We start from the raw sequence: 12,469 nt of genomic DNA on the forward strand, positions 1-12,469 counted from the left end.
TTAATTTGGGCGTGACCCGGAAAGAAAAATTCCGGGTCGGGCTTTTCGCTCTCAATCTTTTTTATTCTTGAAAAAAGAATAAAAAAGGATTTCCGCTACTATCCCTCACGCAAAAGCAAAACCGGCAATCAAAAAGAAACCTAATAATTTCCTCGATATCAAAAAGAAACGTATTTTTACAAGTCATTATACTAAATAGTATTTTTAGAAGTTAATTGATAAAAAACGTTTACCATTGAAAACCAACACATTCAAACATATATTTTCGCTAGGATTTTTATTGTTTTTGGTAGCGTGTTCTACTAAAAAGGACACTTTTTTGGCGAGAAAATCCCATGCTTTGAGCACGAAATATAATATTTTATATAACGGGCAAATAGGTTTAGACAAAGGTGTTAATGGTATAAAAGCAAATAGTAAAGATAATTTTTGGAAGCGTTTGCCTATCGAAAGAATGCAAATGGAGGAGGATATTTCACCAGATGGAAAATCTAAAAATGCCGATTTTGAATTGGCCGAGACCAAAGCCACAAAGGCAATTCAAAAACACTCCATGAACATTGGAGGAAGAGAAAGAAACAGTCAGATTGATGAAGCGTATTTACTGCTTGGTAAATCCCGTTATTACGACCAAAGATTCGTTCCGGCACTAGATGCATTCAATTATATTTTATACAAGTATCCCAATAGCAGCAGAATTTATGAAGCCAAAATTTGGCGTGAAAAAACCAATATGCGGCTTGGAAACGATGCTTTGGTAATAAAAAACATGACTAAAATGCTGAAGGAAAAAAAGCTAAAAAAACAAGTTTTTGCTGATGCGAATGCTCTTTTATCAGAGGCTTTTTTAAACTTAGAAGAAAAAGACAGTGCTTTAGCAAAATTAAAAATAGCTCAGAAATACACGAAAGTAAATTCCGAAAGAGCGAGATATCGCTTTATTCTTGGGCAATTGTACGAGGAATTAGGCAAAAAAGACAGCGCCATTTACAGCTATGAATCCGTTATAGCTATGAATAGAAAATCCGAAAGAAAATATGTTATTCAGGCTTACGCCAAAAAAGCGCAATTATTCGATTATAAAACGGGAGATACCACTGCGTTTTTAAAAACATACAATAAACTAATTGCCGACAGGGAAAATAGACCGTTTCTAGATGTAATTTATAGAGAAAAGGCGGTGTTTTATGATAAAAACAACAAACAAAAAACAGCTTTAAATTTTTACAATGCTTCGCTGAAAAAAGCAACAACAGACCAATATTTGATTGCTTCAAATTATAGGGATTTAGGGAATATGTATTTCAAAAATGCCGATTATCCGGTTGCCGCTAAATATTATGACAGTACTTTAGTAAAGCTGGATGTTAAAACCAGAGAATTCATTCACATTCAAAAAACCAGAAAAGATTTAGACGAAGTAATACAACTCGAAGCTATTGCTAAAACGAACGACAGTATTTTGCATGTGGTTGCTCTGTCAGAAACAGACCGGGTTTTATATTTCGAAAATTATATCGACAAGTTAAAAAAGGAGGATGAAGCCAAAAGAATTTTAGACGAAAAACTCAAAAAGAAACAAGAAAATATAGAAAGAAATGCAAAAACGGCTTCTATTGATGCGGCTTCTCCTAATCAGGAACCAGGAAAACCAGCGAAGAAATCATCATTAGCGCCACCTACTATGGCCAGTATTTCGGGACAACAGTCAGCGAGTGTTTTCTATTTTTATAATCCTACGACCATTGCTTTTGGAAAATTAGAGTTTAAAAAAATATGGGGGGACCGCTCTGCAAATGGGAATTGGAGATTGTCCGCTAACAAAACTGATTTTGCTGTGAATGATTCCATAGGTGGGGACAAAGCAAAATTGGAAGACAAATTAGCAACAGATAAACCGGTTGAAAAATACACCACCGATTATTACCTAAAACAGCTTCCCACAAAGCAAACCGCGATTGACAGCATTGCAAAAGAGCGTAATTTTGCCTATTACCAACTTGGGATTATTTATAAAGAAAAATTCAAAGAATATCAATTGGCCAGCGCTAAATTGGAACAGTTATTAAAAAACAATCCAGAAGAAAAATTCATTCTTCCGACACTCTATAATTTATATAAAATTTATCAAATTACGGATGCTGCCAAAGCGGAGGAAATCAAAAATAGAATTTCGGCCCAGTATCCAAATTCTCGTTATGCACAAATAATAAACAATACAAATTCGGTAGCTGTAGATAATGAATCACCGGAGAAAGTCTATAATAAATGGTATAAACTGTATCAAGAGGAACAATATACTGTAGTGTTAGCAAAAATTGACGATTTGATTAATCAGTTTTCCGGAGATGAAATTGCTCCTAAATTTGAACTGTTAAAAGCAACTACTCTTGGAAAACTTAGAGGGTTAACAGCATATAAAAATGCGCTACAGCAATTAGCGGATAATTATCCTAACAGTGAAGAAGGCAAAAAAGCAGTAGAAATCCTGACCACTCAAATTCCGTTTTTGGAAGAGAAGAACTTTAGTACAGTTGATGCCAAGAATTGGAAAATTATTTATAAAGCAGCAGCAAGAGATGATAAAACTACAAAAGCAATCGAAGAAAAAATCAAGCTGTTTATTGCTAGTGAAAACATTCAAAAACTAACGTATTCCTTTGATATTTATACTGAAAAAGAAAATTTCATTACCATTCACGGAATTAATTCGGAGGTTTATGCAAAAGATATTGCACAAACAATGAAAGAGAATATTAAATATAAAATTGATGAACCTGCAATAGTTGTTTCTGCTGAAAACTATAAAGTAATTCAAATCAAGAAAAACTTGGATGCGTATTTAGCACCTAAAAATCAATAATCATGTTTGATAAAAAGCCAAAATCATACACAGATCTTTTGGGTAAAACCAATAGAATAGTGGAGGGAACCACCATAAAAGGTGATATTATTTCTCAGGCTGATTTTAGATTGGATGGAGAATTAATTGGTAATTTTCAATCCAGTGGAAAAATAGTTATAGGACCAGCAGGAAGTGTTACCGGTGATATAGTTTGCAAAAATGCTGATATAGAAGGAAAGTTCAACGGTAAAATTCATGTCACCGAAATATTAAACGTGAAATCGAAAGCAAGTATTCATGGCGAAGTTTCAGTAGGGAAGCTATCGGTGGAGCCGGGTGCTGATTTTAGTGCTTCTTGTACAATGAAGACCAATATAAAAAATCTAATGCCGCACGATGGACAACAAACCCAACAAAAAACAAGCTAGTAAGTGGCTCGCCTTGATTAATATCCCGATTCAAATGGGAGCAATCATCTTTCTGTTTTCCTATCTGGGAAATTGGTTAGACGAAAATCATCCCAGCCCTAAAGTGTATTACAATAAAATTTTAGTGATGGTTGGTGTTGCGTTAGCGTTATATAATGTGATCAGACAAGTTAACGAAATCAATAAATCGCAATGATTTTTTTTTAATATAAAGATCAGTACGAATCAATAGTAGACCAAATAGGTTTGTGATAAATTAAATTTAAAATAACTTTGCCCCTAGTGCCTTCTCGGCAAAAACCGAACCCAATGAATTTAAAAAATTACAAACCGCTCTTAAACCTATTGTTACTTGCCGGATTAGCTTACATCCTTCACAAAGTTGTTTTTTATGCTTTTGACATAAATGACAAAGCTTTTCACTATTCGATAGAAACCCTTTATTTACTGTTTTTAGGTTTATCAATACTAGTCTTTATTGTTTTGTTGAAAGTCAAAGAGCGTAGTTTTGACAACATAGGAATGTCGTTTCTATTAAGTACAAGCGTTAAGATGATTTTTTGCTACTTGATTCTAAGACCTTTATTACAGGTTTCAAACCAAAATAGCACAATAGAGAGAAAGAATTTTTTTGCGATGTTTATTCTCTTTTTAGCAATTGAAACCGTTCTAACGATACGCATACTAAACGAAAAGCAATAAATATGATGTTTATGTATCAAATGCTTCAAAAAATAAATTTTTATATGCTTTTGAATATTAATAAAAAATGTACATTTGCACCAAATTTCAGAAACGTAATAAATTAAGATAATTAACTGTTATGGTGATTTCAAACAAACCACTTAGATTTATATTAGTAGCTTTAGTAGCATGTCTTCCATTAATTAGTTTTGCAAATCCTGAAGTGGATACTGTGAAAGTAAAAACAGAAGTTGCTCATGAAGTGTCAGAAGAAGCTCATGCTGAACCAACAGATGTAAAATCTAAAATCAAGGAATTTATCAATCATCACCTTTTGGATGCTCATGATTTTACATTTTCTGTAAATGAAGAAACTGGTGAGCATTATGGTTTTTCATTACCAATTATTCTTTGGGATAATGGATTGCAAGTTTTTTCTTCTTCAAAATTCCATCATGGTGAAGAAACGGCTGAGCACAATGGTAATTATTATGTGTTACACCACGAAAAAATATATAAAACAGATGCTTCTGGAGAATTAACAGAAGGAGAAAATGGTCATCCTACAAATGCTAGACCGATAGATTTCTCAATCACTAAAAGTGTTATTGGTATAATGTTGGTTTCCTTGTTTATGTTTTTGTTGTTTTCAAGTTTGGCAAAATCATACGCTAAAAATAACGGAATCGCTTCAGGATTAGGACGTATTTTTGAACCTCTTGTTTTGTATGTACGTGATGAAATTGCAATTCCAAATATTGGAGAAAAAAACTATAAAAAATACATGAGCTATTTGCTTACTATATTTTTCTTTATTCTTTTTCTTAATATTTTAGGATTGATGCCACTTGGATTTAATGTAACTGGAAATATTGCTATTACAGTATCGTTGGCAATTTTAACGTATATCATTACAACCTTAACAGCTAATAAAAATTATTGGGGACACATTTTCTGGATGCCAGGTGTGCCAACTCCAATGAAATTTATCTTGGCACCTATAGAATTGTTAGGAACAATAATCAAACCATTTTCATTAATGATACGTTTGTACGCTAATATGTTAGCTGGACACGTAGTTTTAATGAGTATCATTGGTTTAATGTTTATCTTTAAAAGCTGGATTGGTAGTACGTTATCTTTTGGATTGGCGTTTGCGCTTTCTATCCTTGAAATATTGGTTGCGTTTTTACAAGCTTATATTTTCACAATGTTATCTGCACTTTATTTTGGAGCAGGAAACGAAGAGCATCATCACGACGAGGCTCATTAAAAAAGTTTAATCGTTTTTTGTTTAACCGTTTCAACGAAAAAACAAATCATAGATTAAACCATAAAAAAGAATGTTTAATTTTTAATATATATATTATGCAAATTCCAACTATTGTAGGAGCAGGATTAATTGTAATCGGAGCAGGTTTAGGTATTGGTAGAATTGGTGGTTCAGCAATGGACGCTATTGCTCGTCAACCAGAAGCTTCAGGAAAAATCCAAACAGCTATGCTTATCGCAGCTGCACTTATTGAAGGTATTGGTTTCGCTGCGTTATTCGCATCTTAATTAAAACTAAAAAAAGCAATAGTTGCAACGGTTGGTTGTGACTATTGTTTTTAAAATTAAAACATAAAAAATTTATAATTATATATAATGGATAAGTTAATAAATGATTTTTCGTTTGGTTTGTTTATTTGGCAAGTTTTAATATTTGTTGGATTAATATTCTTATTAAAAAAATTCGCTTGGAAACCAATTCTTGATGCAGTAAATGATAGAGAAGAAGGAATTAAAAATGCATTACTTTCTGCTGAAAACGCTAGAAAAGAAATGCAAAATCTTCAAGCAGACAACCAACGTATTTTACAAGAAGCAAGATTAGAGCGTGACAACATGCTTAAAGATGCTCGTGAAATGAAAGAGAAAATGGTTGCTGATGCTAAAAACGAAGCACAAGCTCAAGGTTTAAAAATGATTGAGCAAGCGAAAGCAGCAATTGAAAGTGAAAAAAATGCAGCAATGGCTGAATTGAAATTACAAGTTTCAACTTTATCATTGAGTATCGCAGAAAAAATATTGAAAGACGAATTATCTAACAAAGAAGCTCAAACTAAATTAGTTGAGAAAATGTTAGGTGACGTAAAGTTAAACTAACAATTATGGCAAGTACAAGAGCAGCAATTCGTTATGCAAAAGCAATTCTAGACTTAGCAAACTCAAAAGGTGTTGCCGAAGTTGTAAATAACGATATGAAATCTATTGCTTCGACAATTAATGGTAATTTGGAATTGAGTACTTTTATTCAAAATCCTACCATGAAAGTGGAAGTTAAAGAAAAAGCACTGTTAGAAGTTTTTGCAGGTATCAATGGTGTAACTCAAGGGTTATTTCATTTATTATTTGAAAACAAAAGATTCGAAATTCTAGAAGCGATTGCTTTAGAATACAGTAAATTATCTGATATCATGAATGGTGTTGAAGTGGCGCAAGTGACTACAGCTATTACAATGGATGCAGCATTAGAAGCTAAAGTTTTGGCTAAAATTGCAACATTATCAGATAAAAAAATTACAATAGAAAATATAGTAGATGCTTCAATCATTGGAGGATTTATTCTAAGAATAGGCGACAAGCAGTACAATGCTTCAGTAGCCAACAGATTACAAGTATTAAAGAGAGAGTTAAGTAATTAGTTTTATTACACATTTAAGTGTCTAAATTATAAATTAAGATGGCGGAAATCAAACCTGCTGAAATTTCAGCAATATTAAGAAAGCAAGTAGAAGGTTTTGAATCTGGTGCTACACTAGAAGAAGTAGGAACAGTACTTCAAGTTGGAGATGGTATTGCTCGTGTTTACGGGCTTTCGAATGTTCAATATGGAGAGTTAGTTGAATTTGACAATGGATTAGAAGCTATTGTTTTGAATCTTGAAGAAGACAATGTGGGTGTGGTACTTTTAGGACCATCTACAGGAATCAAAGAAGGTTCAACTGCAAAAAGAACACAACGTATTGCTTCTCTTAAAGTAGGAGAACAAATGGTAGGTCGTGTAGTTAACACTCTTGGTTTTCCAATTGATGGAAAAGGACCAATTGGTGGAGATTTATACGAGATGCCTTTGGAAAGAAAAGCTCCTGGAGTTATCTTCCGTCAACCAGTTACTGAACCATTACAAACAGGTATTAAAGCAGTAGATGCTATGATCCCAGTTGGTCGTGGACAACGTGAGCTAGTTATTGGTGACCGTCAAACAGGTAAATCAACTGTTTGTATCGATACTATCTTAAATCAAAAAGAATTTTATGATGCTGGGAAACCAGTATTCTGTATATATGTTGCAATTGGACAAAAAGCGTCAACTGTAGCAGGAATTGCTAAAATGTTAGAAGAAAAAGGAGCAATGGCGTATACCATTATTGTTGCTGCTAATGCTTCTGATCCTGCTCCAATGCAAGTTTATGCTCCTTTCGCAGGTGCTGCAATTGGAGAATATTTTAGAGATTCAGGTCGCCCGGCTTTAATTGTTTATGATGATTTATCTAAACAAGCTGTTGCGTATCGTGAGGTTTCTCTTTTATTAAGAAGACCACCGGGACGTGAAGCATATCCTGGAGACGTTTTCTACTTACACAGTAGATTATTAGAACGTGCTTGTAAAGTAATTGCAGATGATGGAATTGCTAAAGACATGAACGATTTACCAGATTCATTGAAATCAATTGTAAAAGGTGGTGGTTCATTGACTGCTTTACCAATTATTGAAACTCAAGCGGGTGACGTTTCTGCTTATATCCCAACAAACGTAATTTCGATTACAGATGGTCAAATTTTCCTTGATGGAGATTTGTTTAACTCTGGGGTTCGTCCAGCGATTAACGTAGGTATTTCAGTATCTCGTGTTGGAGGAAATGCACAAATTAAATCAATGAAAAAAGTAGCAGGTACTTTGAAACTGGATCAAGCACAATTCCGTGAATTGGAAGCGTTTGCTAAATTTGGTTCTGATTTAGATGCCGTTACTTTAAACGTAATTGAAAAAGGAAAAAGAAACGTTGAGATCTTGAAACAAGGTTTGAATGATCCTTATACTGTTGAAGATCAAGTTGCGATTATCTATGCTGGTTCTAAAAACTTATTGAGAAATGTTCCTGTAAATAAAGTAAGAGAATTTGAGAAAGATTTCTTGGAATTCTTGAACAATAAACACAGAGGTACTCTTGATGCTTTGAAAGCAGGAAAATTAACAGACGAAATTACAGATGTAATCGAAACTGTAGCAAAAGAATTATCAGCAAAATATAACTAAAAAAGTTTTAAATTTTAAGTAGTAAGTAGTAAGGTTTTCTTTATTACTTATTACTTAACAATTACTACTTAATACTTACAAAAACAATGGCAAATTTAAAGGAAATCCGTAATAGAATTACTTCCGTTTCATCTACGATGCAAATTACATCGGCAATGAAAATGGTTTCTGCAGCAAAGCTAAAGAAAGCACAAGATGCAATCACAGCAATGCGCCCTTATGCCGAAAAATTAACGGAATTATTGCAAAATCTTTCTGCGACACTTGAAGGGGATGCAGGTGGAGAGTTTACAACACAACGTGAGATTAAAAAAGTATTGGTTGTAGCCATAACTTCAAATAGAGGTTTGTGTGGTGCATTTAATACGAATGTTATCAAGGAAGCAAAAAGCCGTTCTGAGTTTTATGCCGGAAAACAAGTTGATATTTTTGCTATCGGTAAAAAAGGAAATGATGTTTTGAGCAAAACATTGTCAGTAGTAGATAATCAAAGCACTGTCTTTGACGATTTAACTTTTGATAATGTAGCTAAAATTGCGGACCTATTAACGGAGAAATTCGTTTCTGGAGAATACGATAAAATTGAGTTGATTTACAACCAATTTAAAAATGCTGCAACACAAATCGTTCAAACAGAACAATTTTTGCCATTAGCACCAATAAAATCTGATCTTACAGCTTCAACTGGCGATTATATATTTGAACCTTCAAAAGAAGAAATCGTGTTGACCTTGATTCCAAAATCATTGAAAACGCAATTGTATAAAGGAATTCGCGATTCATTTGCTTCAGAACACGGAGCGCGTATGACAGCCATGCACAAAGCAACTGATAACGCAACTGAATTGAGAAATCAATTGAAATTGACTTATAATAAAGCACGTCAAGCTTCTATTACTAATGAGATCTTAGAGATTGTTGGTGGTGCGGAAGCATTGAATGGATAATAAATTATTGATTCAAAATATATTCTAAGAGCCAACCATGTGTTGGCTCTTTTTTTGTTTAATTTTATAGTTTAAAACACAATAGGAAGAATGCAATTAGAAATTAGAGAACTGACCACGTTAGACGAAATGCTTAGCAATATAGAAGTAATGCGATTTTTATATCCCACATTTACTTTAGAAAAATATGGAACCTATCTGGTTGAGATGATTCCACATAATTACAAGCAAGTAGCTGTTTTTGAAAATGAGGTTTGTGTGGCTGTTTCAGGATTTTGGTCGGGAACAAAACTTTGGTCGGGAAAATACATCGAGATAGACAATTTTATTGTTCATCCCGAACATCGCTCTAAAGGTTTGGGGAAAATGATGACCGATTATATAGATGCAAAAGCCAAAGAGACAGGCTGTACCATGATTGTTTTGGATGCTTTTACGGGAAATTTTACGGCTCACCGCTTTTATTACAACCAAGGATATGTGCCAAAAGGATTTCATTTTCTTAAAATTTTAAACGAAGACGGATTAAGTTAAATCCCAAAAGATGAAACGATGTAAAAGAATTTTGCTCTTTTTTATACTTGTAATCAGCTTAACTTTTTGTGCTATGAAACAAGAACTTCAAACTGAATTTCCACAAGAAATCAAATCAGTTTATTTACAGAAATGGATTGGTGGACAGAAAGAAACCGATAGCGGAACTGATTTTTACATTGAATTCAAAAAACGGCTTTCTAAGGAAATTAAGCTAGAGAAAATCTATTTTAGAAATCAGGAATCAAACCTTGAAGGAGTTGCTGAAAATACTTTTGTAGCACATTTTCACCAACAAAATAGCATTCCAGATTTAATCTTGGATAGTGATTCCTTAAAAGAATATGGGAACAAAGCACCTGTTATACTAAAACCCAAATTTGATTTAAAACCTAACGAAGCAGTATTGGAATATAAGAAAATGGATCACCCCCTTTTTTTTTAAATAGTAAATCCCAAAGAAAAGCCAATGATTGCGTATCCATCGATAAATAAACCAAAGAATTAGTTATTTTTGTTTTATAAATATAAACAGATAAATCATTTTGGGATTATATAAAAGCCTTTTCAAACAAACAGCAATTTATGGACTAGCTACGGTTATACCTAGAATGTTCAGTTTTTTACTAGTTCCGCTTTACACTGATTTATTGCCAAAAGCCGAGTATGGAAAAGTCTCCATAATTTTCGCTTGGATGATTTTTTTCAATGTTATTCTTGCTTACGGAATGGAAACCGCTTTTTTTAGGTTTTATAATAATGAAACGAACAAGAAGTCCGTTGTAGAAACTACTATGGTTTCGATTTTTTGGACCTCCATTTCTTTTCTATTTGTTGGGCTTTTATATCGAAATACCTTGTCTCAATGGTCAGGAATAGATGCACAATATATCACCTATACCATTTGGATTTTAGCATTGGATGCTTTGGTGATTATTCCGTTTTCAAAATTGAGAGCCTATCAAAAACCGATGGTTTATGCTGCAATCAAAATTGGTAATGTTTTAATTAATCTTTCTTTAAGCGTTTTCTTTTTACTCTTTTTACCCAAAATTGCGGAATCACATCCTAATGGATTTTTAGGTTCTTTTTATATAGAAAATTTCCAGATTGGCTATATCTTTTTAGCTAATATCATTGCCAGTTTATTAACATTTGTAGTCTTGTCACCGGATTACATCTTGCTTAAATGGAAGTTTGATGCTGCTCTTTGGAAACGAATGATGCGTTACGGATTGCCTATAATGGTTGCCGGAATTGCATTTGCCATCAACGAGCAATTTGATAAAATTCTATTAGGGAAATTATTACCGGCAAATATTGCCGAAGCTGAAGTTGGAGTATATTCTGCCTGTTATAAATTAGGGTTATTTATGGTTTTGTATCGAACCGCTTATACATTAGGAATTGAACCATTCTTTTTCAGCCATGCTTCTAATGCGAATGCACCGCAAACGTATGCCACAGTGACTAAATATTTTGTCATTTTTGGCTCTTTTATTTTATTGGGAGTAATTGTCTTTGCCGATGTTTTAAAACAGCTTATGATTCGGGATACTTCCTATTGGGAAGCCATGAAAGTTGTTCCGCTGATTATTTTAGCCAATTTTTTCCTCGGAATTTACACGAATCTTTCCGTTTGGTACAAACTCATCGACAAAACCTATATTGGGGCTTATATCTCCATTGTTGGCGCAATTGTCACATTGCTGTTGAATTACCTGCTTATTCCAACGATGAGTTATTATGGATCGGCAATCGCAACAATAGCTGCTTATGGGAGCATGATGTTTATCTCCTATTATTTAGGGAATAAATACTACCCAATACCGTATGATGCTAAGAAAATAGGCGGATATCTTGGTCTTTCAATAGGATTTTCGGCCATTTCATTCTATGGTTTTAGAGAAAATTATTTTGTTGGAATCCCATTACTACTCGCATTCATGTATTTCATATATTACAACGAAAAAGAAATGTTAACCAGAATTTTGAACCGAAAAAATAACTAGAATTTAATTTAAATTTTTAGGAGCTATTTCCTGCTTTTTGCTATATCTTTTCTTTTTTAAAGAAAAAAAGAAAAGGATGCCGCTTCAATCAGGGCTATAATCCAAAATAATATGTACGGACAAGTCGCGACTTGTCCTTTCCTTTCTAAATAAATAACAATGACAATAAAAATTATCAATAAATCAGAACATGCTTTGCCAAACTATGAAACCATAGCTTCGGCAGGAATGGATTTAAGAGCAAACCTAACAGAATCAATAACCCTAAAACCATTGGAAAGAGCCATTGTAAAAACAGGTCTTTTCATAGAATTACCAATAGGGTACGAAGCACAGGTTCGCCCAAGAAGTGGTTTGGCTGCCAAAAAAGGAATCACCGTTCTCAATTCTCCTGGAACAGTTGATGCTGATTATCGAGGAGAAATAGGAGTGATTTTAGTAAATTTATCCAATGAAGCTTTTGTGGTCGAAAATGGGGAACGCATCGCACAACTAATCATCGCACAACACGAACGTGCTGAATGGATTGAAGTTCCGGAATTAAGTGAAACTTCGAGAGGTGAAGGCGGTTTTGGAAGTACAGGAGTGAAGTAATAATCAGTGTTCAGTCGCAGTTAGCAGTTGTGAAACGAGATGATATTTTGCAACAAATTTCAAATAAAAATTGGTTTAATCTGTGGCCAAATAATATAAAAAAAATCTTCGCAAAGTTTGCA

14 protein-coding genes are annotated in these 12,469 nt (G+C 33.6%); all 14 read left to right on the forward strand.

The genetic code is table 11. From position 1 onward, the window contains the following. Nucleotides 1–235 precede the first annotated feature (235 nt). The 14 genes from OA85_RS05005 (at nt 236) to dut (ending at nt 12,347) form a co-directional block, all read left to right on the forward strand. Nucleotides 236–2,863 carry a tetratricopeptide repeat protein gene (locus tag OA85_RS05005; RefSeq protein WP_039108390.1) on the forward strand — a complete coding sequence of 876 codons (2,628 nt, stop codon included), beginning with the start codon at nt 236–238 and terminating at the stop codon, nt 2,861–2,863. A 2-nt stretch (nt 2,864–2,865) separates the two neighbouring features. Continuing rightward, on the forward strand, nt 2,866–3,273 hold the full coding sequence (locus OA85_RS05010; protein ID WP_039108391.1) for a polymer-forming cytoskeletal protein: 408 nt from the start codon (nt 2,866–2,868) through the stop codon (nt 3,271–3,273). After that, complete coding sequence (locus OA85_RS05015) at nt 3,242–3,469, forward strand: AtpZ/AtpI family protein (protein WP_039108392.1); 228 nt, start codon at nt 3,242–3,244, stop codon at nt 3,467–3,469. The genes OA85_RS05010 and OA85_RS05015 overlap by 32 nt, the downstream gene beginning before the upstream one ends. A gap of 113 nt (nt 3,470–3,582) precedes the next feature. Then, nucleotides 3,583–3,975 carry a hypothetical protein gene (locus OA85_RS05020; RefSeq protein ID WP_039108393.1) on the forward strand — a complete coding sequence of 131 codons (393 nt, stop codon included), beginning with the start codon at nt 3,583–3,585 and terminating at the stop codon, nt 3,973–3,975. Between the two features lie 121 nt (nt 3,976–4,096). Then, nucleotides 4,097–5,230 carry a F0F1 ATP synthase subunit A gene (gene atpB / locus OA85_RS05025; protein ID WP_039108394.1) on the forward strand — a complete coding sequence of 378 codons (1,134 nt, stop codon included), beginning with the start codon at nt 4,097–4,099 and terminating at the stop codon, nt 5,228–5,230. Between the two features lie 95 nt (nt 5,231–5,325). Beyond that, nucleotides 5,326–5,517, forward strand: coding sequence for an ATP synthase F0 subunit C (gene atpE, locus OA85_RS05030; RefSeq protein ID WP_007136870.1), 192 nt, complete (start codon nt 5,326–5,328; stop codon nt 5,515–5,517). A gap of 87 nt (nt 5,518–5,604) precedes the next feature. Then, entirely contained in the window at nt 5,605–6,105 is a 501-nt protein-coding gene (locus OA85_RS05035) for a F0F1 ATP synthase subunit B (protein WP_039108395.1), read from the forward strand. A gap of 5 nt (nt 6,106–6,110) precedes the next feature. After that, nucleotides 6,111–6,644, forward strand: coding sequence for an ATP synthase F1 subunit delta (atpH, locus tag OA85_RS05040; RefSeq protein WP_039108396.1), 534 nt, complete (start codon nt 6,111–6,113; stop codon nt 6,642–6,644). A gap of 38 nt (nt 6,645–6,682) precedes the next feature. Continuing rightward, a complete protein-coding gene (gene atpA, locus OA85_RS05045; RefSeq protein ID WP_039108397.1) occupies nt 6,683–8,260 on the forward strand; it encodes a F0F1 ATP synthase subunit alpha in 1,578 nt (525 codons plus the stop codon). A gap of 86 nt (nt 8,261–8,346) precedes the next feature. Then, on the forward strand, nt 8,347–9,207 hold the full coding sequence (atpG, locus tag OA85_RS05050) for an ATP synthase F1 subunit gamma (protein WP_039108398.1): 861 nt from the start codon (nt 8,347–8,349) through the stop codon (nt 9,205–9,207). A gap of 90 nt (nt 9,208–9,297) precedes the next feature. Next, nucleotides 9,298–9,741 carry an N-acetyltransferase gene (locus tag OA85_RS05055; RefSeq protein WP_039108399.1) on the forward strand — a complete coding sequence of 148 codons (444 nt, stop codon included), beginning with the start codon at nt 9,298–9,300 and terminating at the stop codon, nt 9,739–9,741. Nucleotides 9,742–9,814: 73 nt separating this feature from the next. Further along, complete coding sequence (locus OA85_RS05060; protein WP_039108400.1) at nt 9,815–10,186, forward strand: hypothetical protein; 372 nt, start codon at nt 9,815–9,817, stop codon at nt 10,184–10,186. Nucleotides 10,187–10,286: 100 nt separating this feature from the next. Then, a complete protein-coding gene (locus tag OA85_RS05065) occupies nt 10,287–11,753 on the forward strand; it encodes a lipopolysaccharide biosynthesis protein (RefSeq protein ID WP_039108401.1) in 1,467 nt (488 codons plus the stop codon). A 159-nt stretch (nt 11,754–11,912) separates the two neighbouring features. Beyond that, nucleotides 11,913–12,347 (forward strand): dUTP diphosphatase, encoded by a 435-nt coding sequence (gene dut / locus OA85_RS05070; RefSeq protein ID WP_039108402.1) that lies wholly within the window; start codon nt 11,913–11,915, stop codon nt 12,345–12,347. Nucleotides 12,348–12,469: the final 122 nt, after the last annotated feature.

The sequence above is a fragment of the Flavobacterium sp. AED genome (assembly GCF_000812945.1).
In the GTDB taxonomy this organism is placed as follows: domain Bacteria; phylum Bacteroidota; class Bacteroidia; order Flavobacteriales; family Flavobacteriaceae; genus Flavobacterium.

Bases quoted from the DNA above. Each gene is read 5' to 3' on its own strand.
- OA85_RS05010 (WP_039108391.1), top strand. From the start codon at position 2,866: ATGTTTGATAAAAAGCCAAAATCATACACAGATCTTTTGGGTAAAACC.
- OA85_RS05015 (WP_039108392.1), top strand. From the start codon at position 3,242: ATGGACAACAAACCCAACAAAAAACAAGCTAGTAAGTGGCTCGCCTTG.
- OA85_RS05020 (WP_039108393.1), top strand. From the start codon at position 3,583: ATGAATTTAAAAAATTACAAACCGCTCTTAAACCTATTGTTACTTGCC.
- atpB (WP_039108394.1), top strand. From the start codon at position 4,097: ATGGTGATTTCAAACAAACCACTTAGATTTATATTAGTAGCTTTAGTA.
- atpE (WP_007136870.1), top strand. From the start codon at position 5,326: ATGCAAATTCCAACTATTGTAGGAGCAGGATTAATTGTAATCGGAGCA.
- OA85_RS05035 (WP_039108395.1), top strand. From the start codon at position 5,605: ATGGATAAGTTAATAAATGATTTTTCGTTTGGTTTGTTTATTTGGCAA.
- atpH (WP_039108396.1), top strand. From the start codon at position 6,111: ATGGCAAGTACAAGAGCAGCAATTCGTTATGCAAAAGCAATTCTAGAC.
- atpA (WP_039108397.1), top strand. From the start codon at position 6,683: ATGGCGGAAATCAAACCTGCTGAAATTTCAGCAATATTAAGAAAGCAA.
- atpG (WP_039108398.1), top strand. From the start codon at position 8,347: ATGGCAAATTTAAAGGAAATCCGTAATAGAATTACTTCCGTTTCATCT.
- OA85_RS05055 (WP_039108399.1), top strand. From the start codon at position 9,298: ATGCAATTAGAAATTAGAGAACTGACCACGTTAGACGAAATGCTTAGC.
- OA85_RS05060 (WP_039108400.1), top strand. From the start codon at position 9,815: ATGAAACAAGAACTTCAAACTGAATTTCCACAAGAAATCAAATCAGTT.
- dut (WP_039108402.1), top strand. From the start codon at position 11,913: ATGACAATAAAAATTATCAATAAATCAGAACATGCTTTGCCAAACTAT.